26 protein-coding genes are annotated in these 25,789 nt (G+C 70.3%); 10 read left to right on the top strand and 16 right to left on the bottom strand.

Going from position 1 to position 25,789, the window contains the following annotated elements:
- Positions 1-88 precede the first annotated feature (88 nt).
- Together OG194_RS00730 and OG194_RS00725 are read left to right on the top strand one after the other, a co-directional pair.
- Complete coding sequence (locus OG194_RS00730; RefSeq protein ID WP_327398807.1) at positions 89-454, top strand: hypothetical protein; 366 nt, start codon at positions 89-91, stop codon at positions 452-454.
- 272 nt (positions 455-726) lie between these two features.
- Positions 727-1,233 (top strand): MarR family winged helix-turn-helix transcriptional regulator, encoded by a 507-nt coding sequence (locus tag OG194_RS00725; RefSeq protein ID WP_327398806.1) that lies wholly within the window; start codon positions 727-729, stop codon positions 1,231-1,233.
- Between the two features lie 30 nt (positions 1,234-1,263).
- Here OG194_RS00725 and metX read toward each other — a convergent pair whose 3' ends face one another.
- From metX to OG194_RS00660, 13 genes are all read right to left on the bottom strand, one after another.
- A complete protein-coding gene (metX, locus tag OG194_RS00720) occupies positions 1,264-2,409 on the bottom strand; it encodes a homoserine O-acetyltransferase MetX (protein WP_327406949.1) in 1,146 nt (381 codons plus the stop codon).
- Positions 2,406-3,767: a bifunctional o-acetylhomoserine/o-acetylserine sulfhydrylase gene (locus tag OG194_RS00715; protein WP_327398805.1), complete on the bottom strand. Its 1,362-nt coding sequence runs from the start codon at positions 3,765-3,767 to the stop codon at positions 2,406-2,408. Before OG194_RS00715 ends, metX begins: the two co-directional genes overlap by 4 nt.
- A gap of 307 nt (positions 3,768-4,074) precedes the next feature.
- Positions 4,075-4,632 (bottom strand): NADPH-dependent FMN reductase, encoded by a 558-nt coding sequence (gene ssuE, locus OG194_RS00710; RefSeq protein ID WP_327398804.1) that lies wholly within the window; start codon positions 4,630-4,632, stop codon positions 4,075-4,077.
- A gap of 56 nt (positions 4,633-4,688) precedes the next feature.
- Positions 4,689-5,444, bottom strand: a complete 756-nt coding sequence (locus tag OG194_RS00705) for an alpha/beta hydrolase (protein WP_327398803.1) — start codon at positions 5,442-5,444, stop codon at positions 4,689-4,691.
- A 1-nt stretch (position 5,445) separates the two neighbouring features.
- Positions 5,446-6,480, bottom strand: coding sequence for an LLM class flavin-dependent oxidoreductase (locus tag OG194_RS00700; RefSeq protein ID WP_327398802.1), 1,035 nt, complete (start codon positions 6,478-6,480; stop codon positions 5,446-5,448).
- 15 nt (positions 6,481-6,495) lie between these two features.
- Entirely contained in the window at positions 6,496-7,836 is a 1,341-nt protein-coding gene (locus tag OG194_RS00695; RefSeq protein WP_327398801.1) for an LLM class flavin-dependent oxidoreductase, read from the bottom strand.
- 52 nt (positions 7,837-7,888) lie between these two features.
- Positions 7,889-8,749 (bottom strand): ABC transporter ATP-binding protein, encoded by an 861-nt coding sequence (locus tag OG194_RS00690; protein WP_327398800.1) that lies wholly within the window; start codon positions 8,747-8,749, stop codon positions 7,889-7,891.
- Positions 8,746-9,702 (bottom strand): ABC transporter ATP-binding protein, encoded by a 957-nt coding sequence (locus tag OG194_RS00685; protein ID WP_327398799.1) that lies wholly within the window; start codon positions 9,700-9,702, stop codon positions 8,746-8,748. Before OG194_RS00685 ends, OG194_RS00690 begins: the two co-directional genes overlap by 4 nt.
- Entirely contained in the window at positions 9,702-10,613 is a 912-nt protein-coding gene (locus tag OG194_RS00680; RefSeq protein ID WP_327398798.1) for an ABC transporter permease, read from the bottom strand. The genes OG194_RS00685 and OG194_RS00680 overlap by 1 nt, the downstream gene beginning before the upstream one ends.
- Positions 10,614-10,615: 2 nt before the next feature.
- Positions 10,616-11,647 (bottom strand): ABC transporter permease, encoded by a 1,032-nt coding sequence (locus tag OG194_RS00675; protein WP_327398797.1) that lies wholly within the window; start codon positions 11,645-11,647, stop codon positions 10,616-10,618.
- A 60-nt stretch (positions 11,648-11,707) separates the two neighbouring features.
- Positions 11,708-13,267, bottom strand: a complete 1,560-nt coding sequence (locus tag OG194_RS00670; protein WP_327398796.1) for an ABC transporter substrate-binding protein — start codon at positions 13,265-13,267, stop codon at positions 11,708-11,710.
- Positions 13,268-13,750: 483 nt separating this feature from the next.
- Positions 13,751-14,914: a DsbA family oxidoreductase gene (locus OG194_RS00665; protein WP_327398794.1), complete on the bottom strand. Its 1,164-nt coding sequence runs from the start codon at positions 14,912-14,914 to the stop codon at positions 13,751-13,753.
- A complete protein-coding gene (locus OG194_RS00660) occupies positions 14,911-15,405 on the bottom strand; it encodes an RrF2 family transcriptional regulator (protein WP_327398793.1) in 495 nt (164 codons plus the stop codon). The genes OG194_RS00665 and OG194_RS00660 overlap by 4 nt, the downstream gene beginning before the upstream one ends.
- A 164-nt stretch (positions 15,406-15,569) precedes the next feature.
- Between OG194_RS00660 and OG194_RS00655 the strand changes: the two genes are divergently transcribed.
- From OG194_RS00655 to OG194_RS00645, 3 genes are all read left to right on the top strand, one after another.
- Positions 15,570-16,076: a cupin domain-containing protein gene (locus OG194_RS00655; protein WP_327398792.1), complete on the top strand. Its 507-nt coding sequence runs from the start codon at positions 15,570-15,572 to the stop codon at positions 16,074-16,076.
- A 131-nt stretch (positions 16,077-16,207) separates the two neighbouring features.
- A complete protein-coding gene (locus tag OG194_RS00650) occupies positions 16,208-17,569 on the top strand; it encodes a hypothetical protein (RefSeq protein ID WP_327398791.1) in 1,362 nt (453 codons plus the stop codon).
- Positions 17,570-17,648: 79 nt separating this feature from the next.
- On the top strand, positions 17,649-18,317 hold the full coding sequence (locus OG194_RS00645; RefSeq protein WP_327398790.1) for a class I SAM-dependent methyltransferase: 669 nt from the start codon (positions 17,649-17,651) through the stop codon (positions 18,315-18,317).
- Positions 18,318-18,452: 135 nt separating this feature from the next.
- Here OG194_RS00645 and OG194_RS00640 read toward each other — a convergent pair whose 3' ends face one another.
- The gene (locus OG194_RS00640; RefSeq protein ID WP_327398789.1) at positions 18,453-19,265 is read right to left on the bottom strand and encodes a class I SAM-dependent methyltransferase; all 813 of its coding nucleotides are present in this window, start codon (positions 19,263-19,265) and stop codon (positions 18,453-18,455) included.
- A 126-nt stretch (positions 19,266-19,391) separates the two neighbouring features.
- Positions 19,392-20,354: an NAD(P)H-dependent flavin oxidoreductase gene (locus tag OG194_RS00635; RefSeq protein WP_327398788.1), complete on the bottom strand. Its 963-nt coding sequence runs from the start codon at positions 20,352-20,354 to the stop codon at positions 19,392-19,394.
- A gap of 89 nt (positions 20,355-20,443) precedes the next feature.
- Here OG194_RS00635 and OG194_RS00630 point away from each other — a divergent pair, with 89 nt between their 5' ends.
- The gene (locus tag OG194_RS00630) at positions 20,444-20,872 is read left to right on the top strand and encodes an ankyrin repeat domain-containing protein (protein WP_327398787.1); all 429 of its coding nucleotides are present in this window, start codon (positions 20,444-20,446) and stop codon (positions 20,870-20,872) included.
- 258 nt (positions 20,873-21,130) lie between these two features.
- Positions 21,131-23,437, top strand: a complete 2,307-nt coding sequence (locus OG194_RS00625) for an FUSC family protein (protein WP_327398786.1) — start codon at positions 21,131-21,133, stop codon at positions 23,435-23,437.
- Here the strand turns inward: OG194_RS00625 and OG194_RS00620 are convergent.
- The gene (locus tag OG194_RS00620) at positions 23,425-24,018 is read right to left on the bottom strand and encodes an NADPH-dependent FMN reductase (protein WP_327406948.1); all 594 of its coding nucleotides are present in this window, start codon (positions 24,016-24,018) and stop codon (positions 23,425-23,427) included. The two genes, OG194_RS00625 and OG194_RS00620, sit on opposite strands and share 13 nt — an antisense overlap.
- A gap of 112 nt (positions 24,019-24,130) precedes the next feature.
- Here OG194_RS00620 and OG194_RS00615 point away from each other — a divergent pair, with 112 nt between their 5' ends.
- From OG194_RS00615 to OG194_RS00605, 3 genes are all read left to right on the top strand, one after another.
- Positions 24,131-24,967, top strand: a complete 837-nt coding sequence (locus OG194_RS00615; protein WP_327398785.1) for a helix-turn-helix domain-containing protein — start codon at positions 24,131-24,133, stop codon at positions 24,965-24,967.
- Positions 24,968-25,069: 102 nt separating this feature from the next.
- A complete protein-coding gene (locus OG194_RS00610; protein ID WP_327398784.1) occupies positions 25,070-25,216 on the top strand; it encodes a hypothetical protein in 147 nt (48 codons plus the stop codon).
- Positions 25,217-25,290: 74 nt separating this feature from the next.
- Positions 25,291-25,746: an ATP-binding protein gene (locus OG194_RS00605; protein ID WP_327398783.1), complete on the top strand. Its 456-nt coding sequence runs from the start codon at positions 25,291-25,293 to the stop codon at positions 25,744-25,746.
- Positions 25,747-25,789 lie beyond the last annotated feature (43 nt).

Here is a 25,789-nt window from a genome sequence, read left to right as displayed (position 1 = left end):
TGTTGTCTGTTACCCGAACGGTTCGCATTGAGACCGTTTTCGTGGCGAGATGCCGAATCTCGCCGGGGTGAGGGGAACGAGGCACCACGTGAACATTGAGGCGACACTCAAGGAAGCGATGACTATCGACGGGGCCCTGGGGGTGTCCCTGGTCGACTACGAGAGCGGCATGACGCTGGGGGCGTTGGGCGGCGGTCCGCATCTGGACCTGGAGGTCGCGGGGGCGGGCAACACCGAGGTCGTGCGGGCCAAGCAGCGCACGCTGAAGTCCATCAACGTGGACGACCGCATCGAGGACATCCTGATCACTCTCGGTCAGCAGTACCACCTGATCAGGCCGCTGGCGAGCACGCGCGGTTCGCTCTTCCTGTATCTGGCGCTGGACCGCGAGCGCAGCAATCTGGCGCTGGCGAGGCATAACCTCAAGCGCCTTGAGGCCGGCCTGGAGGTATAAACACCTTGAGGCATATGACAATTGAGTAGTCGTGAAACCGGTCGGCCCGGTACGGAAATTCGCTTCCGAGGCCGGCCGGTTCTCGGGGTTGCCGGGGCTGTTGCATTCCGGAGCGTTACGACGGTTCAAGCGGCGTGAATTTTCTGGTCCGCAATTGTCTAGTCCACTATCCAGGCCATCGGATCGGTCCGGACCGGATGGTCGTCGCGTGCTCGGAATAGGCGACTTCCTTTGGTTTGAATGTTCAAACCAGGCACGGTTAAAGTGTGGCCATGACGACGACGCCACGCTGGCTGGATGCCGAGGAGCGGCGAGCCTGGCTCGCCTACGTCGAGTTCTCGACCCTCCTCTCCGACCACCTGAACCGCCAGCTGCGACGCGACGCGGGGATGACGCACTCCGACTACATCCTGCTAGCCCACCTCTCGTCGGTTCCGCAGAGCACCCTGACCATGTCGGAGCTGGCCGAACGCCTCAAGATCACCCGCAGCCGGCTGACCCACGCCGTGACCCGCCTCCAGGAATCCGGGTACCTCGACCGCTACGAGGACCCCGAGAACCGGCGCAGCCAACTCGCCGCGCTCACGGCGCAGGGCCGTGAGTTCCTGGAGCGCGTGGCACCCGGCCACGTCGAGGCCGTACGCCGCGCGGTCTTCGACGCGCTGACACCCGAACAGGTACGCCAGTTCGCGGAGATCGGCGAGGCGATCAACGCGGCGCTCCATCGCGAGGAGGACGCCGGGGACGACCAGGAGGCGCTGCCCTGGCGCCGGAGGTAGGGATGGGAAGTCCGTCGTGAACTCGGCCTGCTAGCCGAGGAGTTCGCGTACGAGCGCGGCCACCTGCTCCGTCTCGATCAGGAACCCGTCGTGGCCGTACGGCGACTCGATCAGCCGGAGACCGTCCGCGGACGGGATTCCGGCCGCCAACTCGGCCTGCTGGTACGGCGGATAGAGCCGGTCGGAGTCGACACCGGCAACCAGGGTCCTCGCCGTCACCCGGCGCAGCGCGGCCCGCGTGTCCCCGCGGTCGCGGCCGATGTCGTGGCTGTTCATGGCCTCGGAGAGAGTGACATAGCTGCCCGCGTCGAAACGGCGTACCAACTTGGCGGCGTGATGGCCGAGATACGACTCCACCTGGTACCGGCCACCGTTCCACGGGTCCTCCGCACCCTGTGCCGTACGGCCGAAGCGGACCGCCAACTCCGGTTCACTGCGGTAGGTGACGTGGGCCAGGCGGCGGGCGAGGCCGAGTCCCGCGTGGGGACCCCGTCCGGTGTCGTGGTAGTCACCGCCCTGCCAGTGCGGGTCCGAACGGATCGCGTGGAGCTGGATGCCGGCCCACGCGATCTGCTCGGCGCTCGCCGCAGCAGTGGTGGCGAGCAGCAACAGCGCGTCCGTCCGCTCCGGATATGTCACGGCCCACTCCAGCGCCCGCATCCCGCCCATGGACCCGCCGACCACCAACGCCCAACGCTCGATGCCCAGTTCATCCGCGAGACCTGCTTCTACGGCGACCTGGTCGCGCTGGGTGACGAAGGGGAAGGCTCCGCCCCACGCCCGCCCGTCGGGCCTGAGTGAGGACGGCCCGGTGCTGCCCTGGCAGCCGCCGAGCACGTTCGGCGCGACGACGAACCACCGCTCCGTGTCCAGGACTTGACCGGGTCCGACGAGCGCGTCCCACCAGCCGGCCGTGGGGTGACCAGGCCCGGCCGGTCCGGCGACATGGCTGTCGCCGGTGAGCGCGTGCAGCACCAGCACGGCGTTCGAGCGGTCCGGTGTGAGCCGTCCCCAGGTCTCGAACGCCAGCCGTACGCCGGGCAGTTCACCGCCCGCCTCCAGTGCGAGGGGCTTCTCCCGGGTGTGCCACTGGCGGCGCCCGGGCGGGTCCCCCTCCCGCCAGGCCCCGGAGGCCGGTGGAAGGGGGACCGCTGACGGTGTCGGTACGGTGCTCAGGACGCGCCCTTGGCCGCGCGGAACCCGGCCTCCAGATCGGCCTTCAGATCGGCGAGGTTCTCGATGCCGACCGACAGCCGCACCAGCCCCGGCGAGGTGCCGGTCGCCGCCAACTGAGCCTCGTCCAGCTGACTGTGGGTCGTAGAGGCGGGGTGGATGATGAGACTGCGCACGTCTCCGATGTTGGCGAGATGGCTGAAGAGTTCGACGGCGTCCACGAACCGCTTGCCTGCCTCGACCCCGTCCCGCAGCTCGAAGGCCAGCACCGCTCCGGCACCGCGCGGAAGGTAGCGCTGCCCCGCCTCGTACCACCGGTTGGACTCAAGTCCCGGGTAGTGGACGGCGGCCACCTCGTCGCGCTGCTCCAGCCACTCGGCCAGCGCCTGCGCGTTGGACGAGTGCCGCTCGATGCGCAGGCTCAGCGTCTCCACGCCCTGGAGGAGCAGGAACGCCGAGTGCGGCGAGATCGCCGGACCGAGGTCGCGCAGCAACTGCACCCTCAGCTTGATGGCGAAGGCGCCCGGGCCGAGCGCCGGCCAGTAGCGCAGGCCGTGGTAGCTGGGGTCCGGCTCGCTGAAGTCGGGGAAGCGCTCCGCGTGTGCGCCGAAGTCGAAGGTGCCGCCGTCGACCACGACACCGCCGATCGTGGTGCCGTGCCCACCCAGGAACTTGGTCGCCGAGTGGACCACGATGTCGGCACCGTGCTCGATCGGGCGCAGGAGGTACGGCGTCGGCACGGTGTTGTCGACGATCAGCGGCACCCCCGCCGCGTGCGCGACATCGGCGACCCCTCGCACGTCGAGGACGTTGCCGCGCGGGTTCCCGAGCGTCTCGGCGAACAGGGCCTTCGTGTTCGGGCGGACCGCCGCCCGCCACGCCTCCAGGTCGTCGGGGTCGTCGACGAACGACACCTCGATGCCGAACTTCGGCAGTGTGTGCCGGAAGAGGTTGTACGTGCCGCCGTACAGGGACGTACTGGAGACGAGGTGGTCGCCCGCGGACGCCAGCGTCAGGATGGCGAGGGTCTCCGCGGCCTGCCCGGAGGCGAGAGCCACCGCGGCGACTCCACCCTCCAAGGCGGCGACGCGCTGCTCGAAGACGTCCTGGGTGGGGTTGTGGATCCGGGTGTAGATGTTGCCGGGCTCGGCCAGCGCGAACAGGTTCGCGGCATGCTGGGTGTCGCGGAACACGAACGAACTGGTCTGGTAGATCGGTGTCGCCCGCGCCCCGGTCGTCGGGTCCGGTACGGCACCGGCGTGGATCTGCTTGGTCTCGAACGACCAGGCCGAGGTGTCGGGACCTGCGGGCTCGTCCTCGGGGGTGTGACCCGCGGCGACGGAGTCGATGGGCTGGCTCATGGCTCTCCCTTGTGCGGAGCGTGCGGGGGTGCGGGCGTGCGTGAGGAGACCGCGGGGCCGCCGTCCGGACCGGAAGCGGGCAGGACGGAGGACGGTGCGGCGCGCTGGTGAAGCGGGGGACCGGATGCCGGAGCGGAGCGTCAGCTCTCGGTGGGACACCCCGTGCTGGTGACACGCACGTAGTCGACGTGGCGGCGGGTCACGAGCACGGTCATGCACTGAGAGAACCACAGCGGATGCCGGAGAACCAGCGTGACGTGGGGAGTTGAAACACGACTGCCACAACCACGCCGGCCCCCGGCGCCGTTCACCCCGCGGACGCCAGCAGCGCCGTACGACCACCCAACGCGGTGGAGAAGTGATCGGTGACCTGCTCCAGCGCCGCGGCCGCGGCGGACGCGACGGTCAGCGTGCCGTCCTCGCCGACCGTGATGTCCCTGTCGAGCGTGAACCAGCCCGGCACGATGTGCGAGGGCCCCATGGAACTCAGCACCGGCCGCAACGCGTAGTCGATCGCCAGAACATGGGCCGTACTGCCGCCCGTGGCCAGCGGCAGCACCGTCTTGCCGGTCAGCGCGTACTGCGGGAGCAGGTCGAGGAGCGACTTCAACAGGCCCGAGTACGCGGCCTTGTAGACCGGCGTACCGATCACCACCCCGTCCGCCTGCTCGAACAGCGCCGTGGCGGCCACGATCGCCGGATGCCCGAAGTCGGCGCCCAGCAACGCCTGCGCGGGCAGGGTGCGCACCTCCAGCGGGGTCACGTCATGGCCCTGGAGGCGGAGCCGGTCGTCCAGGTGACGCAGGAGCCGGGTGGTGCGGGAGGTGGGGGAGGGGCTGCCGGAGACGGACAGGATCGAGGCCATGACGGGACCTTCCGGGATCGGGGTTCAGACGACGTACCGAGCGGGCGGGCGGACGCTCACCAGGCGCTCGACCGCACCGTGATCAGCGGCCGCAGCTCGTTGCGCAGGTTCTCCAGGAAGGTGACGACCTCGGCGGCCACCGACCGGTGCTGGAGGTCGTTGAGGACATCGTGGTGAGCCCCGTGCACAACCGAAAAACGGGCGCCGGCAAGGGACGTGGCCGTACGCGCGAGCGCCTCGTGATCGGCGAGGGGATCGGCGTCACCGACGAGAAGCAGGGTCGGTACGGCGGTCTCGCTGTCGTAGGCGGCGGTGAGCACGGCCTCCGGGATCGCCTCGTCGAGCGAACCGCGTCGCACCTCGGGGTCCTGGGTGAGGGCACCCCGGTGGGCGGGGCAGGAGGTGCGGACGTCGAGTTCCTCGTCCCAGGTGCCGGCGGGCGGAGTGGTACCGGGGGCCAGACCGGGCAGGCCCGCCAGGACCACGGCGTCGGGCTCACCGCCGGCCGCCTGCCCGAGCAGCGCGGCGATCGCGGCGGCGCCCGAGTCGGCGCCGACGAGGACCAGCGGTCGTACGACACCGTCGTCCACGGCCGTGCCCTCGGCGGCGTCGGCCAGCCGGGCGGCGAGGCCGGTCAGGTCCTCGGCGCCGAGGTCGGGGGCGTCGATCACGCGGACCCGGTAGGCGTCGGCGGCGAGCCGTTTGCCGAAGCGGGCGTAGGTCGACCGGGTCTCGCCGCGGCCCGGGACGATCAGGACCGTGCCCCGGACGCGCAGGCCCTCGGGGCCGAAGTAGTCGCTGTACTGGGTCATTTCACACTCCTGCGGATACGGGCACGGCCGTCTGCGCGGGCTTCCAGCCCAGCGCGGGTGCCACCTCGGTCGCGATGAGTTCGAGGGCGCGGACGGCGGCGTCGTGGTCGGGGATGGCCGGGTTGAACTGGGTGATCAGGTCCGTCGCGACAGGCAGCACCTGCTCTTGCTGGAGCGCGGCGACGATCTCGTCGGGATGGCCGTAGAAGGAGTGGAAGCGGCGCAACGCCTCGTCCCGGTCGAGGCCCTTGGGGAACGCGCCGTGCTCCGCCATACGCAGCGCCGCCCGGTGGACGTCGTCGCCGATCGCCGCGAGTGCCGTACGCCGGTCCTTGGCCGGGAACACGAACCGGGAGAGGCCGATGCGCGGGCGCCGCGGCTGGTCCCAGGCTGCCAAGTAGGCATCGGCCCAAGGGCGTTGGACCTCGTCGGTGGGGGCGTCGAAGCCGTAGGCCGCACGGTTGAGCAGCAGATTCGCACCGCCCCGTGCCGCGTACTCGGCTCCCCGTTCGCTGAACACCCCCTGCCAGACACGGTCGTTGAAGTCGCCGGGCCGGGGCTGGATGCGGAAGCCGGGTGTGCCCACCTCGCGCCGGTCGAGGGCCCGGCGCACGATGTCGAGGTTCTCGCTGGTGAGTTCGCGCTTACGGGCCACGTCCTTGCCGAACGCCGCGTACTCCACCTCGCTCGACCCGCTGCCCACGCCGAGCTCCACACGGCCCCCGCTGAGCGTGTCGACGGTGGCGATGTCCTCGGCGAGCCGTACCGGGTCCTCCAGGGGGAGGACGGTGATGGCGGTGCCGAGCCGGATGCGGGTCGTGCGCGCCGCCGCGTGGGCCAGGAACGTCCACGGCGACGACAGCCCACCACCTCCGAGAGGGACGTGGTGCTGGGCCACCCAGCCGACGTCGAAGCCCAACTCGTCGGCCACGACGAAGAGTTCCTGCGCGTTGCGGTAGGTGCGGGCGATGTCGTCGTCGCGGCCCTGGACGTGGGTGAGGAAACCGAGCCGGAAGCGTGGTCTCTCGGTCGTCATGGAGTGACCGTCCTCTCAGTCGTTCACGAGCTGGCGCTCGCGGGAGTGGCGGTTGGCCGGGATCGGCAGGCCGAGGTTGCCGCGCAGGGTGTCGGACGTGTACTCGGTGCGGAACAGGCCGCGCTTCTGGAGGATCGGGACGACACTGTCGACGAAGTAGTTCAGCTCCTCCTCGGTGCGGAAGGCGAGGTTGAAGCCGTCGAAGGCGCGGGCGTCGAACCACTGCTGGATGGTGTCGGCCACGGTCCGCGGGTCTCCGACGAACGGTGACTGGCGGAACTGGTTGATGGACTCGGCCACTTGACGCAGGGTCAGGTTCTCGGCCTTGGCCCGTGCGATGAGCTGCGTGGCACCCGTGCGCCCGCCCTTCTCGGCGAGGTGGGCGACATCCGGGAAGGGTGCGTCGAGGTCGTGCACGCTGAAGTCGTACGCCCCGAAGGAACGGCCGAGCAGCGCCAGGTTGCGGGTGAAGTCGTCGTCCTCCTCGAAGATCTCCCGCTCGCGACGGCGGGCCGCCTCGTCGGTGGCGGCGACGACCGGGCCGCCGTGGATGAGGATCTTGACGTGCTCGGGGTCGCGTCCGTAGGCCGCCGCGCGCTTCTTGACGTCGGCGTAGTAGTCCCGAGCCGACTCCAGGGTGCCCCCGGGCGCGAAGATGCCCTCGGCGACCTGCGCGGCGAGGTCACGGCCCTCCTCGGACACGCCGGCCTGGAAGATCACCGGCTGGCCCTGCGGGGAGCGGGAGAGGTTCAGCGGGCCCGCGATCTTGAAGTGCTCGCCCGCGTGGTCGAGTTCGTGCAGCTTGGTGGGGTCGAGGAACACGCCCCGATCGACGTCCGCCGGGAACGCGTCGTCCTCGTACGAGTCCCACAGCCCCCGGGCGACCTGCACGAACTCCAGGGCACGCCCGTAGCGGGTGGCGTAGTCGAGGTGCTCGTCGAGCCCGAAGTTCCGCGCGGTGCCGGTGTCGAAGCTGGTCACCACGTTCCAGCCGGCCCGCCCGCCGCTGATGTGGTCCAGCGAGGCGAAGCGGCGGGCGAGGTTGAAGGGCGAGTTGTACGTCGAACTCGCCGTGCCCACCAGGCCGAGGTGCTTGGTGTGGGTGGCGACCGCCGACAACAGGGTCAGCGGTTCGAGGCGGTTGAGGTAGTGCGCCGGGTAGGTGGAGTTGATGAACTGGCTGTCGACGATGAACAGGGCGTCGAACAGGGCGTGTTCGGCCGCCTGCGCCAGCCGGATGTAGTAGTTGATGTCGATGCTGGCGTTCTTCGCGACGCGCGGGTCCTTCCACAGCCCGTGCTGGCCGGGACCGCCCACGCCGTAGGGGTGCAGGGCGAGGTGGAGCGTGCGGGACATGGCTGTTCCTTTTCTGTCAGGCGAGTTTCAGGCAGGGAGAGTTGAGGGTGTGTCAGGCGTGGAGGAGGGCGCGCAACGCTTCGCGTTCGGCCCGGTCCGCCGCCGCGCTGTGCAGGGTGGGCGCGGACCGGACGAGCAGGCGCGTGTAGGGGTGCCGGGGCTGGTTGATGACGTCGGCGGTGGCGCCGACCTCGACCAACTCGCCCTGGTACAGCACGGCGATGCGGTCGGCGATCCCGGCGACGGACCCGAGGTCGTGGGAGATGAAGACGAGGGCCACTCCGTCGGCGCGGAGTTCCTTGAGGATCTGGAGGATCTGTACGCGGTTGGCGGAGTCGAGCGCGCTGACCGGCTCGTCGAGAATCACAAGGCGCGGTTCGGTCACCAACGCCCGCGCCACCGCGACCCGTTGACGCTGACCGCCGGACAATTCGCCGGGCAGCCGGTCGAGCAGCTCGGGGGAGAGTCGTACCCGGTCGAGGAACGCGCGCACCCGGGTCGCCGCCTCCTGCCGTGACACGCCCTGGATGAGCAGGGGTTCGGCCAGGGACGCCTCGACCGTCACGTCCGGGTCGAGACTGCGCAGCGGGTCCTGGAAGACGTACTGGATGACACCGCGCCGGCGCAGCGCACGCCACTGGCGATGGCCGTACGCGCTCACCTCCTCCCCGTCGATCACGATCGACCCGGCCGAGGCGCGCACCAGTCCGAGCACGGCCCGTGCGAGCGTCGACTTGCCGGACCCGGTCTCGCCGATGATGCCGACGGTCTCACCGGGGGCGATGCTCAGGGAGACCTGGTTCAGGGCCTGGCGGCGGCGCCGGCGGAGGCCGTAGTGCACCTCCAAGTCGGTTACGTCCAGGACGGGTTGGGTGGATTCGGCGGGCTGCGACGCCGGGCGGTCGGTGCTCACGCGTCCTCCTCTATGGCGTCTATGGCGTCTGCGGCGTCCAGGGCCTCGGTGTGCTCGGGCTCCACGGCGTCCGCGCCGAGGAACTTGTCCAGGCCGTACTGCTCGTGCTCGGCGATCAGCAGCCGGGTGTACTCGTGCTGCGGGTGGTGCAACACCTCGTGTGTCGGGCCCTGTTCGACCACTTCGCCCTGCCGCATGACGAGGACCTCGTCGCAGAGCTGGGCGACGACGGCCAGGTCGTGGGAGACCAGGACGAGCGCCAGGCCGGTTCGCTCGCGCAGGTCGGCCAGCAGGTCGAGGATCTCGGCCTGGACGGTGACGTCGAGCGCGGTCGTGGCCTCGTCGGCGATGAGGATGCGCGGGTCGGCGGCGATCGCGGCGGCGATGAGGACGCGTTGGAGCATGCCGCCGGAGAGCTCGTAGGTGTACTGGCCGTAGACCAGTTCCGGGTCGCGCAGATGCACCGCGTGGAGCAGCTCGGTCGCCTGCCGGCGCGCCTCGCGTCGCTTGAGTCCCTTCTTGACCTTGAGGACCTCGGCGATCTGGGCGCCCACGCGGATCGAGGGGTTGAGATACGACGCCGGGTCCTGGAAGACGGCGCTGATCGTGGCGCCGCGCAGTGCCGTCCACTGGGCCGAGGAGAGCCCGGAGATGTCCTGGCCGTCGATCTCGATCGAGCCGCCGGTGACCTCGAAGTGGGCGGGCAGGATGCCCAGCGTGGCCCGGCAGGTCAGGGTCTTGCCGCTGCCGGACTCGCCGACGATGCCGACCGCCTTGCCGGGGGTGAGCGTGAAGGTGACGCCGTGGACGATCTCCTGGCCGGCGGCCCGGTCGCTGATGCGGACGTCGCGTACGGACAGGACGGGCGTCGACGGCACCGCCGCCGGGCGAACGGGTTCCGGCGCGGCCGAGGCAGCGGGTTGGGTCAGGACCTTCGTGGAGAGACTGGCCATCACGCACCTCCGGCGTGCACGTGAGCGAGGTCGGCATCGGAGTCGGAGTCGGTCCCAGCGAGCCGATTGGCGCGCGCCTTGCGGTTGTTGACCAGGGCGCGGCCCGCCTCGCCGGAGACGTCGCGGATCGCGTCGGCCAGCAGGTTGCAGGCCCAGACGGTCACCATGATCAGGAGAGCCGGGACCAGCGGAGCCCACGGCTTCTGGGTGAGATAGCCGAGGTCCGAGGCGAGCAGCCCGCCCCAGGTGGGCGCGGGCGGCTGGACGCCGATGCCCAGGAAGGTCAGCGTCGAGACGATGACGAATCCGACGCCGATGGTCTGGGCGAGCGCGACCGCGATCGGCGGCAGCACCTTGACCCACACGTGCCGGCGGACGACCCACCCGATCGACGCCCCGGAGATCAACGCGGCCTCCACGTACGGCGATCGGGCCACCGCCAGCGTCGCGGCGCGGGCCACCCGGTAGAACAACGGGGACACCAACACCCCCGTGACCAGCATGGCTTGGGTGATGCCGTTGCCGAGCAGCGCGACCACGGCGACGGCGAACAGCAGGAAGGGCAGGGCGACCAGCGTGTCGGTCAGCCTGAGGGTGACCCACTCGAAGACCCGGCCGAAGTAGACCGACAGGATGCCCGGGATCGCTCCGACTCCCAGTGCCGTGAGGGCGACTTCGAGCGAGCCGAGCACACTGACCCGGGAGCCGTCGAGCAACCGGCTCAGGACGTCGCGGCCTAGGTAGTCGGTGCCGAGCCAGTGCGCGCCGGACGCCTCGGCGAGGGTGTCGGAGCTGGTGGCCAGCGGATCGTGGGGCGCGATGAACGGCCCGAGGACGGCGAGCAGGGCGATCAGGGTCAGGATCACCAGGGCGATCCGGCCGGACGTCAGGGAGAGCACGCGGCGCACCATGGTCACACCCCCCGCTGGGACGCCGGCGTCACACGCGCCAGCACCAGGTTGACGATCAGGTTGAAGACGACGACCAGGACGATCGACACCACGAGGACCCCTTGGACGGCCGGTACGTCACCGGCCTGGGCGGAGTCGTTGGCGAACCGGCCGAACCCCTGGAGCCCGAAGATCCACTCGGTGACGACGGAGGCGCCGACGAGGGTGGGGAACTTCAGCCCGAGCGTGGCGAGCGCCGGGCCGAGGCCGTTGCGCAGCACATGCCCGAAGAAGATCCGGCGCGGACCGAGTCCTCGTACGACCGCGCCCGTCACGTAGTTCTCGCGATAGGCCGCGATGAGACTCGTACGCAGTGGGCGGGCGACGTCGGCGATGACGTCGAAGCTCAACGCGACGGCGGGCAGGGTGATATGGGCGAGCCAGGGCCCGACCCCCTGCGCCGCCGGGACGTATCCGGCGGACGGGAACACATGCAGTCCGACGGCGAACACCGCGACCAGCACGATGCCGACGACGAAGGCCGGCATCACCGAGATGACCGTGACGAAGCCGGTGATCGCGCGGTCGATCCAGGTCGTACGGCGCAGCGCGGCGACCGTGCCGAGGGCGAAGCCCGCGACCACGCCGATGATCAGCGCGAAGATCGCCACCGACAGGCTCACACCCAGGCCGAGGCCGATGAGGGTGGAGATGTCGGCGCCGTTGGTCCAGCTGGTGCCGAGTTGCCCGTGCAGGACGCCGCCCAGCCAGTCCACGTACTGGACCAGGAAGGGCCGGTTGAGACCCCAGTGCGCCTCAACTCTGGCTACGGCCTCGGGAGTTGCTTCCTCGCCCAGCTGGATCCGCGCCGGGCTGAGCCCGCTCAGTGACCGCAGCGCGAACGTCACGAACGTCGCGACCAGGAACACGGGCACGAAGATCGCGATCGACCGGGCGAGGGTGACCAGGACGCGGCCCACGGTGTGCCGCGTCCCGGTCGTGGCGATCCGGTGACGGACGTCGGGTGGTGTGGCCGGTGCCTCCGTCGTCGTCATGGCTTGCCCCCTCTCTGTAGTGGCTGTACGGGTAGTGCCTGCAAGGGAAGTGACGGAACGTCAGTTGGAGCCGATGGTCACGCCGGTCCAGTCGATGTGGGCCGGGTTCTTGGGCAGGGCGGAGATGGACTTGCTCTTCGCGATGAGGTTGGGCGAGGAGTACGTGAAGACCAGCGCCTTGCTCTGCAGTCCGGCCCGGGTCGCCGCCTGGAGGACCTTCGCGTAGTCGGGCGAGTCCAGCGGGGTCTGGCGCACCTTGGCGATGGCCGCCTCGAAGCCCGAAGGCTCGTACGGCGAGCTGAGGTTGAGCGGGCCGTTCGGACCGAAGTGCGCGGTGAGGGTCTGCGCGGCGGAGTCACGACCCGTCGTCCCGTAGATGGAGAGCGTCAGGTTCTTCGCGAAGAACGGGGTGGCCCAGTTCTTGTCCACCTTGATGTCGACGGTGATGCCGACCTTCGCCAACTGCGCCTGGACGATCTCCGCCGAGGGGTCCTCCGCCGGGATGACCAGGCTGAGCTTGATCTGGCCCGCCTTGTAACCGGCCTCGGAGAGCAGCTGCTTCGACTTGGCCGGGTCGTAGGCGTAGTCGTTTGCGGACTGCGGGTCGTAGGCCACATAGCCCTTGGGGAACGGCTGGTTGGTGACCGAGCCGTAGCCGAAGGTCAGCTTGTCCACGAACTCCTGGCGGTTGATCGCGTAGCGGACCGCGTCGACGACCTTGGCGTTGTCGAACGGCGCCTTGTTGACGTTGAGGCTGATGTTGGAGGCGTTGAAGCCGGGCTGTACGAAGACGTCGAGTCCGGCCTTCTTGGCGGCCTCGGCCTGACTGGGCGCGATGTCGGCGAAGTTGTAGACGCCGGTCTGGAGTCCGGACACAACCGTCGCGGCGTCGGGTGCCGAGGTCAGTTCGACGTTGTCGATGTGGATGTCCTTGGCGTCCCAGTAGTCGGGGTTCTTCTTCAGCAGCACCTTGGTGCCCGGGACGAGTTGCGTGACCGTGAACGGGCCCGCGCCGACCGGGTTCTGGTCCAGTTTGGTGGGCGACGCGGCCGCCTTCGGGCTGGCGATCTGGAGGACGCGCTCGCCGAGGAGCTGAGGGATCTGGTAGTCGACCTGGCTGAGATGGAGCACCGCGTCCAGCCCGTCGGCGTCCACCGACTTGATGGAGGTGAGGTCGCCGAAGAGCGCCGAGTTCTTCTGCTTCTGGGCGCGCACGATGGCGGCCTTCACGGCGGACGCGTCGACCGGCGTACCGTCGCTGAACTTGAGGCCCGAGCGCAGATGGAACGTGATCTGATCGCCCTTGGCGTTGTACTCCCAGCTCTTGGCCAGATCGGGCACGGCCTTGCCGGTCGCGTCCGTACGGGTCAACGAGGAGTAGACCAGGGCGAGTTCACGGAACTGGGCGCCGCTGCCGCTGACGACCGGGTCCCAGTGGGCGGGGAAGTAGGAGGAGGCCCACTTCAGCGTTGCGCCGCCGCCGGCCGTCGAGGCGTCGCCGCCGCAGGCGCTGAGGGCGGGGACGAGCACGGTGGCGAGGGCGGTACCCAGGGCGGCGGCGCGCAGTCTGCCGGGGCGGAAGGCCGCCCGGCCGGTGCGGGGCGTGAGTCGTCCGGACATCTTCGTTTCTTTCTTCGAGGGCTCCCGGCCGCGCCGGGGCAGCGGAAAGGAAGCGAGGGCGGCACACCCGGGGGCCGGACACCACGGAGACCGGGACGACGGACATGCCGGTGCGGCTTCGATACGCACGGAGGCATGCCGCGCCCAGGGCAGGAGGCGTCGGCGGATCGCGGGGGAGGGCCCGGGACACGGAGGGAGGCAGAGGAGGCGACGAAACGCGAAGGGCGCGCGAGGAGACGGCGCTGGGCGGCGAACCGGCGGAGTGCCGGTGCCTACGGGAGCGGGGTCAGGCGCCTGTGGGCCGGAGTCGGCGGGTCAGCGACAGAGAGCGCTGCAGGTGCGCCGCAGGTCCACGTAGCGGCACACCACACCGGGGTGCGTCGTGAGCATGCTGCACATCCTGGGGGCAGCTGTCGGCGGCTGTCAATGGACACCAATTGGTGTCTCATTCGGCGGGACGATCGCTGAGTGCAGATCAGAGGGCTAGTGGGGGACGGGGGGTGTGGTGGAGGGAGCGGAGCAGGGAGGTGAGGCGGTGGTGGCGGGGTGTACCGCGGCTTCGTCCGGGTGCAGCCAGAGGGGGCCGTTGGCGGTGTCGAGGCGGACGGCGGCGGGTGGGGGCCAGGGGCTGCCGGTGGTCAGCAGGGTGCGCTCTGGGTCGGTGAGGGTGCGGTAGTGGGCGAGGGCCGCCGTGGGGTCCAGGGGGGCGGGTGCGGGCAGCGGCTGCGGTGCCGGTGTCGTCGCCGTGACTAGCGGTCCCGGGGCCGGAGTTGTGGGCGCGGGGGCCTTCGCCGGGTGGGGCGGCGGGGGCGCGGGCGGTTGCCCGGGGTTCACCGTTGTGGGCGTTGGCGGCAGTCCGGAGTTGGGCGTCGCGGGCATGGGGCGCGGCCCGGAGTTCGGCGTCGTAGGCATGGGCAGGAGCCCGGGGCTCAGCTCGTTGAGGGCCGAGACGTACTCCTCGTACGGTCGCCAACCGGGCACGGCGCGGTGTTCTCCGGCGGCGGTGCGCACGAGCAACGTCGGCAGGGCGTACCGGTGTTGGCCGTCCGGGGTCTCCTTGGCGGTGCCCGGATGGGGCGAATCGCAACCCCGCACCGACAGCACCTCGTCGACGGGGCGGCGCGCCTCGGCATGGTCGGCGCGTACCTGCGCCAGCACTTCGGGCGACGCCGCGTCGGTCGCGAGCCGGTCGACATCGAGACCGGGTACGCCCGACACGGCGGCCAGCGCCGACTCGGGGGTGTCCGCGGGTTCGCCGAGCACGAACACGCTCTCCCGCAGCCGCCGTAGCACCCGATCGGCGACCTGCGCACCCTGCGCTTCGCCGGCCTTGGCGACCAGCGAGGCCGGCCAGGAACTCGCGGCGACGCGGCTCAGCCGTAGCGCTCGGGGTGCGTGGGTGTGGGCGCTGATGTCCTCGACGTAGCGGGCGTACCAGGCGGTTTCCGCGGCGGGGTCGGGTGCGGGGTCGTCGTCGTGGTCGAAGAGGATGCAGTAGACGCGGCGCCAGCGGACCTGGCTGTGGCCGGCCAGGGTCGCGCGGAGGCGGCGGAACACGGGTTCGGATCCCCAGGCCCAGGGACACAAGGGGTCGGTGAACTCGACGATTTCCAGGGCTGGTTGGGCCGCTCCGGTGTCGACGGTCATGCGGCTCCCTGGCGGGTGAGGTGCTCGCCCGAGGTGTGTTCGCCGGGGGAGTGCTCGTCCGAGGTGTGTTCGGCCGAGGTGTGTTCGCTCGTCGCGGCGGGCAGCAGGGTGGCCAGGGTCGTGCCGCCCAGGACGGCGGCGGCCTCGGCCTCGATCCGGCGCCACACCCCGGGCAGACCGGAGGCGGGGCCCGGGTAGTCGAGTGCGGCCAGGGGTTCGCTGCGGAGGGTGATCAACTCACCGTCCACCGCGCGGGCTACGTCCAGGAGCGTGATCTCGTCGGCGGGCCGGCCGAGCCAGTACCCGCCCTCGCAGCCGCGCTGGCTGCGCACCAGACCGGCTCTGCGCAACTCGCCCACGACGGACTTCAGGAACCGGAACGGGATCTGCTGCGAGGAGGCGATCGCCTCGCACGTGAGCGGACGGGCAGGTTCGCAGGCGAGCTCCAACAGGGCCCGCGTGGCGTAGTCCGCCTTCGCGGAGATATGCATGCGCACATGATGCCCGACGCGGGCCGGGTCACGAGGGCTTCCACGGGTTCCCCTCACGCGTTCCACGCATCCGTCCCCTCGTACATTGCGGGAACATTGCCGCAGGTGAAGGACAATGGACACCTCTTGACATCCTTTCCGGGGCGGTTCTAGCGTCGCCAACCATGAGCGAGCCGTTGACAACCCCCGGCGAAGGTTTCCACCCCCATCTCCACGATGCCGCAGGGCAGTCGGCAGCGCCCCTGCGCACCCGTCTGCACCACGTCCGCGCCGACGCCCTCGACGGCGACACGGCGCAGAGCGGCGGCATGCGCAGGTTCGCCGCGGTGAGCGGGAAGACGGTCGGCTCGGAGAAACTGTGGATGGGCCAGACCCACGTGGCCCCCTCGACCTCGTCCTCCGACCACCACCACGGCGAATCCGAGACCGCCATCTACGTGGTGAGCGGGCACCCCGAGTTCGTCTTCCTCGACGACACGGGCCCGCAGCCGGAGGAGATCCGCCTGCGCACGTCCCCGGGCGACTACATCTTCGTCCCGCCGTTCGTGCCGCACCGCGAGGAGAACCCGGACCCGGCGGAAGAGGCGGTGGTGGTGATCGCGCGCAGTACGCAGGAGGCGATCGTGGTGAACCTTCCGGGTCTGTATGTGCTGGGCGCGGGGGATGCCTGAGGGGGCGACGGTTGCGTGGAGTTGAGGTCTACGGTCCTCCAACTCGCCTCCACCTTCGTTCAGTTGGGCGCTTCGACCCCCACGAAAGGGCTCGCGCACAAGGCCGACGAGGGGTCAACTAGGTTGACGGCATGACATCCCTCGGCCATCCGCGCCTCTCCGGGCTCGCGCGCAACCCGGCATCTCCCCAGGACGTCCTGGTCCGCCTGGCCGCACACCCGGCCGGTCGGCACGGACTGTCGCTGCGCGCCGGGCAGTTGGCGGACGCCGTGGTCGAGGCCCTGTTGTCGCACGACGGCAGCGGAACCGCGGCGGGGCTTCGACGAGACCGGATCTCTCCCGAGATGCGCCGCAGCATCGCCGAGCATCCGGATCCCGCGATCCGGGACGCGCACGCGGACTTCGTTCATCACATGGCGGACCGCGAGGTGGGGATCGGCATCGCCGACCTGGAGGAGGCCTACGACCGGCCCCGCACGGCGCTTGCCGGCGCACCGGATCCGAGGCTCCGTGCCGCGGTCGCGCGATCCTGGCACGACCGCCCGATGACGGTTCAGGCCGCACTGCTCGCCGACCCGGATCCCCAGGTCCGAGCGTCCGCCACCGTGCGACCGCAACCGGGCGTCCCACCGGAGTGGACGGACCGATGCATCGCCGACCCGGCCGTGCGAGCCAACGTGGTGCACTATGTCCCGCTGACGCAGGACCAGTTCGCGGAGCTGATGCGGACCGAGGACGAGGAGATCCGGGAGCTCGTGGCCGGAAACCCGCACTTGTCCGCAGACATGGTCGCCCAACTCCTGGACGTCGACGACCCGAACGTGCGTGTGGCGATCGCGCAGAGCCGTCACGTGGACGCCGACACCCGAAACCGGCTGTACGCACTCGTGGAAGCTGAGCGCGAGGCTGGAAGTGCGAAGGCCTGCGTCGCCCTGAACTGGAGCTTCACCGAGCCGAGTTGGCTGCGCGAAGAGCCCCTCGACGAGCGGCTGACCTATCTGGACTGCCGCCAGCCGGTGTTCCGACGCGTACTGGCGACCTGCCGAGACCTGCCGGATGAGGCATGGCGCCGGCTGGACAACGACCCGGACATCAAAGTGCGCCGCACCGCGGCACGCCGCCCGGACACACCACCGGAAGTCCTGGAACGTCTCGTCCGTGCCCACGGCGACGAATTCCACATCCGGCCACCGCTCGTCGAACACCCCAACTTCCCACGCCACACACTCCGTACGTTCGTGGACGAGCCGGACCCTCGAGTCCGCTACGTCGCCCTACAGGACCCCGAACTACCCGTGACCGCCCTCCACCAGCTCGCCGCCGCGCCGGAGCCGTCCCTCCGCCGCGGCGTCGCCCGCCACCCCAGGGCGACAGACGCCCTGCTGAACCAACTCCTCTCCGACCCGACCCCTGACGTCGCCGACGAGGCCGCCGCGAACCCCGTACTGCGGCGCACGCGGATGTACGGAATTCTGAGCGAGGGCGATGTGTGACGCGGTGGGGGTACGACACGACGGCCCTGGGGAACATTCCCAACCAGTCCGATCCTCAGGGCGATTGAAGGGAGTGGTCGTGCGGCCACGGTCACATGGGTATCCGCCCGACCCGAACAGCCAGATCCCCTACTGGAACGCCGCCGCGGCGACAAAGACGTTCACCCACCCACTCCACCTGCCCTGGCTGCACGGGATCAGCAGGCACGCGGCGATCCTCGACTACGGATGCGGCTACGGGCGCACCATGGCGGAACTGGAGCGGCACGGTTTCACCAACCTGGCGGGCGCCGACACCTCACCGGAAATGATCAAACGGGCCCAACACCTGCACCCCGCAAAGCAGTTCACCACTCTGGGCACACCGCCGACCTGGCCCACCCCGCACACCGAATTCGACGCGATAGTCCTCTTCGCCGTGCTGACCTGCATCCCCGGCGACGAGTCCCAACGCCGCCTGATCGCCGAACTGCACCGCATCCTCAAGCCCGGCGGACTCCTCTACATCAGCGACTTTCTCCTACAGGACGACGAACGCAACCGGAACCGCTACGACAACTACGCCACCCTCTACGACAGTTACGGCGTCTTCGAGACCGACGACGGCGCGGTCTGCCGCCACCACTCCAGGGAATGGTTCACCACCCTGCTGGCCGGCTTCGAAACCGTCAGCACCCGAACCATCACGGTGTCCACGATGAACGGCCATGAGTCATCGGGGATCCAATTCCTCCTTGAGGCCCCCTAGGGCTCCTCACGGCTTCCTGAGTTCCTGAGGAAGCGGCCCTGGAAGTACGGGACGATCTGGGCGAGTTGCTCACCGAACGACCACTGTGGACGGAGGACGGGATGTGCGTCCCCCTCGCGTGAACGGGAGACCGGCTCACGAGACGACGCCGTCCCCGGCCCGGACGTGTCCCACGAGCATGGTCACCCGCACTTCCTCGGTGAACGGTTCGCCTGCGGGGAGTGCCTGCCGGATACGTTCGGCAAGGGCGTCGCGCTCCTCCGGCCCGGGCAACCGATCGGCGGGAATCGCGGAGCAGACCCCGCCGAACAGCTGGTCGAAACTGAGCTCGTCGCGGTACTCGACGGCCATTTCCCGCACACCGTCGAAGCCCGCCGCGCGAAGTGCCTCCGCGTACCTCAGCCGGTCACGGCTGCTGGTGCCGCAGGTCGCTGTGAGCGGGGCGCCGATCCAGTCTTCGAGGCAACCGCGCAGAGCCCGGGACCATGAACTGTCCTGCAACCACAACGGCGTTCCGTTGGAGATCACCGCGATGCCTCCGCCCGTCCGCAGGTGCGGTGCCACGGCGCGGAAGAGCTCTTCGTGCCGCATCCAGTGGAGCGCCTGCCCGACGACCATCAGGGCCAAGGATCGTTCTCCCAACAGGCCGCCCAACGCAGGGAGTTCGGTATCGGCGCCCAGCATCCAGATCGCGTTGTGAACCCCCTGGGCCTCCGCCGTGTGCCGGGCCAGCCGCAACATGTCCGGCTCCGGATCCACCCCCACCACCGCACGTACCCGAGACGCGAAGGGAAGAGTCAACTGCCCGGTGCCGCACCCCATGTCGAGCACGGCATCGGCCCGCGAGAGTCCGAAGGTCTCGTGCAGGGCGTCGAAGACCTGGGGAGGGTACCCGCGTCGGAACTTCGCGTAGTACTCGGCCACCTCGCCACTGAATCCCACTGTCATGGGCCCACTGTGCCCGGCGCCCGCCGTACCGGACACATCGCGCACAGCGGGATCGCTATGCGCGGAATCCGGGAAGGACGGCTTCCCGCCCCGGCTGATCCGGTGGGGGTTCCCTTGGGGGCTCCCTCACCCCTTTCCGGCGCGGGCGAGTGCGTCCTCCGCCTGTGTGGCAAGGGAGTTGACGAGATCGGCTGCGGACGGCAGGTCGTCGATGAGGTCGACGGCTTCGCCGGCCCACACGGGGAGCGGGGGTATGTCGCCCTGGGACAGGGCGACTTGGTAGGAGTGTCGGGCGTGGGGGTCGGTGGTGAGTTCGGTCTCCCGGCCGCGCCATTCGTCGAGGAAGGGGTGGCCGAGGGTGCGGGCGGTGTATTTCCTTGGCCAAGGGGAGTTTCGGGCGATGTCGAGGATGCTGTTGCGCTCGGTGTCCTCGCCCCGCGCCTGAATGATGGCGGTGCTGACCGACGGGCTGACCAGGGCTTCGGTCGTGGCCTGGAAGCGGGTGCCGACGAGCGCTCCGGCGGCTCCCAGGGCGAGCGCGGCGGCCAGGCCACGGCCGTCGGCGATGCCGCCTGCGGCCAGTACGGGTACGGGGGCCGCGAGATCCACGACGACCGGCACGAACGGCAGGGTGGAACGGCCGTGCCGGGCACCGTGCCCGCCGCTCTCGGATCCCTGCGCCACGATGACATCGGCGCCCAGGTCCACCGCACGCCTGGCTTCCTCCAGATCGGTCACCTGAATGATCAGCGCCGCACCTGCCCGGCGAATTCGTTCGGCGAACGGGCTCGGATCCCCGAAGGACAGCATCACGGCAACGGGGTTGTACTCCAGGGCGTGTTCGACCGCGTCTATGTCGATCTGCCAGGTGAGGAAGCCGATTCCCCAGGGGTTCGTGGTCTGTTGGGCGACGAGGGCCAACTCACGGGCCAGCCAGTCCCGTTCACCGTTCCCACTGCCCAGCAGCCCCAGCCCACCACCCCGGGAGACGGCCGCGGTCAGCGCACCGCCGGCCGATCCGCCCATCGGGGCCAGCGCGATGGGGTGTTGTACACCGAACAGCTTCGTGAACGCCGTCGACAGGGCCATAGCCGTCATCATCCCCTCGTCGGCGTACGAGTTGGAAGTGCGGCGGATATGAGTGGCTCCGCCTCGCAGCCCAACCCTAATCTCGGCCCATGAACCAGCGGCAGCAGAAGAAGCTCTCCAGACGTCTCTTCGGAGCGATACAGGCAGGTGACACCGCTGCTGTGACCGCGATACTGCGAGCCGGAGTCGACCCGGACCGAGCCGACAGCGAGGGCACCACACCTCTCTACGCGGCCGCGGTGAACGGAGAGGCCGTGATCGCGGGGCTGCTCCTGGCGGCCGGTGCCTCCCCCGACACCGAGAGCGACGGAATCGGCGCGGAGGGCACGCCGTTGTGCGCGGCCGCGTGTTGGGGGCACGTCGAGACGGTTCGCGAACTGCTGGCCCAGGGCGCCGATCCGAACGTACGGGAAGATCACGGCGAAGGCTGGTCGCCGCTGGACTGGGCGAACAACGGTCCCCATCCCGAGACAGCCGCCCTCCTCACGGCAGCGGGCGCCAGTGCGGACTCCGGATGACGAGCTAGACGTACTGGGTGAGTTGCCGGTCGGGATCGTGACCGTGGCCTCGAAGGATCCGGTGGGCATGGTCTTGGCCGGGGATGCGGGGCGGGCCAGGCTCGCGCGGGCCCGGGCGAGCCGGCCACGCACGGTGCTCACCGGTTGCGCAGGGCGTTGGTCGACGCGCACCCGGCACAGCACGGCGCACCCTGTATGCCGGATACTCGTGAACGGCGGGGCATGTGGGTGCTGTGCCGACAGGAGGTGCGCGAGCGTATGGACGTACCTTGGCGCGACCTGCCCGGGCGGATCCCCGCCTGGTTGCGCGACCATGATCCGGGACTCGTGGCGACCCGCCGGGCCGCGCGCACCGCGCTGGTGATGCCCGCGCTGTTCGCCCTGTGCAGTCAGGTGCTGCATTCCTCGACGATGGCGACCTACGCGGCGTTCGGGTCGTTCTCGATGCTTCTGCTGGTGGAGTTCACCGGACCCATGGTGCAGCGGCTGCGGGCGCACGTGGGTCTGGCCGTGGCCTGGGTGGTCCTCATCTGTCTCGGCACGCTGGTGGCCCGGACGACCTGGCTCGCGGTCGCCGTCATGGTCGTGGTCGGCTTCCTGGTGCTCTTCTCGGGTGTGGTCAGCTCCGTTCTCGCGGGCGCGACGACCGCGCTGCTGCTGGCCTTCATCCTCCCGGTGACCTCGCCCGCCCCGCTGTCCCAGCTGCCCGAACGGCTCGCCGGCGCGGGCCTCGCGGCGGCTGCCGCCATGCTCGCGATCTCGCTGCTGTGGCCCCGGCCCGCCGCGGACCCGCTCAGCGCACCCGCCGCCCGGGTCTGCCGCGCGGCGGCGGAGCAACTGCGGACCGATGCCTCGTGGCTGGACGGCGGGCCGGACGCGGCCACCGACCGGCAGTGCGAGGTCACCGCCGGTCGGGCCGCCGCCGCGGCGGCGGACCTGCGTACCGCCTTCGACGCCACGCTCTACCGGCCCACAGGCCTGTCCGCCGGTTCCCGCGCTCTGGTCCGGCTGGTCGACGAGCTGACCTGGCTGAGCGCCATCGTCGCCGACAGCGGGCCGCCACTGGAGAACCGAGGGGCCTGCGACGCGGACGCACACGCCGTACGGCGCGCGGCGGCCGCGGCCCTGGACGAGGCGGCCGACATCCTCGACGCCCCGCGCACCGCGCCCGACGCCCTCCGCGCCGCCCTCGCGAACCTGCGTACGGCCATGGACGGCATGGAACTCCGCGCCACCCACCGACTCCCCGTGCACCGGCCGAAGCCCGGCACGGAGTCGGAGGTCCGCGCCTTCATCGAAACCCTCGACCTCTCCTTCCGCGCCCAGGAGTTGGGGTACGCCACCCTCCAGATCGCCGGCAACGTGGACCTGGCCGCGGCCGCCGAGCGCCGCAGCTGGCCCGAGCGCCTGCTGGGCACGGAACCCGGCGCGCTGACCCAGCCGCTGGCCTCCGCCGTAGAGCGCGCCGCCGCACACCTGGAGCCGCGCTCGGTGTGGCTGCACAACAGTCTCCGGGGTGCGCTCGGCCTCGGCATCGCGGTGGCCCTGGCGAACGTGACCAGTGTCCAGCACTCGTTCTGGATCCTGCTGGGAACCCTGTCGGTGCTGCGTTCCAACGCGCTCAACACCGGGCAGAACGCGCTCCGGGCCCTGGGCGGCACGCTCGTCGGTTCGCTCATCGGGACCGGACTGCTCCAGCTCATCGGGCAGCACAGCACCGTGCTCTGGTTCCTGCTCCCCGTCGCCGTGCTCGTCGCCGGCATCGCGCCCGCCGCCATCTCGTTCGCGGCGGGCCAGGCGGCCTTTACCGTCACCCTCGTCATCCTGTTCAACATCGGCCAGGACCCGGACTGGCACATCGTGCTGCTGCGGATCGAGGACATCGCCCTCGGCTGCGGGGTGAGCGTCCTGGTGGGCCTGTTCTTCTGGCCGCGCGGCGCGGCGGCCGCCGTGGAGCAGGCGCTGTCGGCGGCGTACACCGAGAGCGCCCGCTATCTGGCCGACGCCGTGGAGTACGCGGCCAGCCGTTGCAGCATCGGCTGCATCCCGACCGATGCCCCGGTGGAGGCGGGCCGGCAGGCGGCCGCCGCGGCCCGCAGGCTCGACGACGCCTTCCGCAGCTACCTCGCCGAACGCGGCGCCAAGCCGGTACGGCTGTCCGACATGACCACCCTGGTCACCGGGATCGTAGGACTGCGTCTCGCCTCGGACGCGGTACTGGAACTGTGGCAGCGCAACGGCGGTGAGGAACCGATGGAACCCGACCGTTCCGAGGCCCGGCTCACCCTGCTCGACACCGTCGGCCGGCTGGCCGACTGGTACCGCGAACTGGCCGTCGGCCTCGGCCGGCACACCGCCGTGCCCGCGCCGCTCGCACGCGACCCCGACGAGGAGGCACGGCTGGTCCACTCCCTCCGCCGGGACCTGCGCGGCGACGACGGACACGCCACGGCGACAGCCGTCCGCATCATCTGGACCGCCGACCACCTCAACGCGGCCCGCCGCCTCCAACCCGGCCTGGCCGCCGCGGCGAAGCCGAGCGAACCGGCCGCTCACCCCGGGTAGGGAACGGCCTCCCGCGCCGACCGGAGTGCCACCGCCCACCAGGCCAGCTGGTCGAGCACGGTCTTGGCGTACACAGGGGCCTGGGGATCGAGCGGACGACCGTCCTCCCACGCCGTGAAGCAGTTCGGGAAGGAGAGGCCGTCGCGGATCGTCACCGCGTGGAGTTCGGTCAGTACGTTCTCCAGGTGCAGCACCGCGTGTCGGCCGCCCGCGGCACCGCCGTAGCTGACGAAGGCGACGGGCTTGGCCGCCCACTGGGTGAAGTGCCAGTCGATGGCCGCCTTCAACGACGCGGGATAGCTGTGGTTGTACTCCGGCGTGACCACCATGAAGGCGTCGGCGCGCGTCAGCGCCGAGGTCAGTGCCGTCATCCCGGCCGGGCGAGGGTAGTCGTCACCTGCGTGCTTCGGCGAGGCCGCGGGCAGCGCCAACGGGACGTCGACGGCGGCCAGATCGACGACCTCCACCTCGAAGACACCGTGCGGGCCGACCTGTTCCTCGACCCACGAGGCCACCACCGGGCCGAACCGTCCTTCACGCGTGCTTCCGACGATGATCACCAGCTGAGGTCTGTTCTCCATGCCCACCACGATCGGACCGCACGGGACCAGCAGCCAGGCCGTGCCCAGGCTGGCCCTCACAGGGCCACGCTGAGCACCCCGCGGCCGGCGGGCGGCGCCGTAAACTCACGCCATGGGTTCGCCGTTGGGGGATTTCATCCGGACCACGCGAGACAGCATCCAGCCGCAGTCGCTGGGACTGCCCGATCACGGCCGCCGCCGGTCACCGGGGCTACGGCGCTCGGATCTCGCCGCGCTGGCCGGCATCAGCGTCGAGTACCTGACCCGTATCGAGCAGGGCCGCGACCGCAATCCCTCGGTGGCGGTGGTCAACGCGCTCGCCGACGCGCTCGGCCTCAACCCGTCGGAGCGCGACCACCTGCGCTACCTCACGAAGATCACCGGCGGCGAATGCTCCGCCCACACGCGACCCGCGCCCCCGCGCCGAGAGGTCCGCCCGTCGGTCCTGGAGACGCTCCGCCTGCTGGAACCGGGCATCGCGACGGTCACCAACCGGCTGGGCGACGTCCTCGCCCACACCAGCGGCTACGAGGCGGTGACGCGCGGAACCGGACTGCTCGACGCGGACACCCCGAACCTCACGCGCTACGTCTTCACGGACCCCCGCGCACGGACGTTCTTCACGGACTGGGACGACATCGCGGACGAGCAGGCCTTCGACCTCTGGCTCGGACCGTCCGTGGAGAACTCCGAGTGGTTCACTACGGAACTCGCACGCGTCGCCGGCCCCGACTTCACCCGCCGCCTGAACCGGCACGTGGTCCCCCGACGCGGGGCGCTCCGCCTCAGCCACCCGTCCGGGTACGACCTCCGACTGCTCCGCGAGACGCTCGAACTCCCCTCGGACGCCCAGCAGTTGATCGTCCTCCTCCCCGCGGACGACAGCACGGCGCAGGCCCTCGACCACCTCCGCCACGGCTCCCACGGGCGCCTTCGGGTCATCTCCTGACGCACCTCGGCACTCCGCAAGTACCAGGTGACAGGGCTGAGTCGACGGGTCGGGGGTAGTCGAGACAGCGAGGAGCACGGTGCTTTGAGGAGAAGGAGCTTCATGTCGGGCGTAGTTGAACGCATCAAGCGGTTCGCCAGGAGTCCCCAGGGGCGACGCACCGTGGAACAGGTACGGCGAGCCGCCGCCGACCCGCGCCGCCAGGCCCAGGCCCGGCGCCTGTTGGGCAAACTCCGCGGCCGCCGTTGAGGACGTCGGCTTCGCGCTCGTGCGGCCGGGGGAGGCCCGCTGTCCGCTGAGCGGAACACGCGACCCAAGGAGGAATGATCGCTGTGGAAGGTTCGTCGCTCCGGGCAGTGGGCTGGGCCCGCACGCTTCCGTTGGACAGCGAAGTGAAATCGGCCCGGGACTGGGCGCGCAGACATCTTGAGGGGCTCCACTGGACCACCACCGCTCCGGACACGGTGGACGCCGTACTGCTCACCGTCTCCGAACTGGTGACCAACGCGCACCGGCACGCCCACAGCAGCGCCCAGTTGGTGATGACGTGCGACGACCACTGCCTGCACGTCTCCGTGCACGACAAGTCCGCCGACCTGCCCACTCCCCGCGAGGCCAGTACGGATCGGCTCGGCGGACGCGGCATGTTCCTCGTGGACGCGGTGGCCGACACCTGGGAGTCGCATCCCTGCCGCCACGGCAAGTCGGTCAGCGCCTGTTTCCACGTACCCGACGCGGGGCCGTCGGCGGCTGGCCCGTCGGTGCCGCCGCAGCGCTGACGCACATTCGTCCAACAGCCCTGCCGGACAAGGTAGTTGAGCA

Origin of the sequence: Streptomyces sp. NBC_01288 (assembly GCF_035982055.1) — a bacterium.
GTDB lineage: Bacteria > Actinomycetota > Actinomycetes > Streptomycetales > Streptomycetaceae > Streptomyces.
This window is presented reverse-complemented; position numbering and strand designations above follow the sequence as displayed.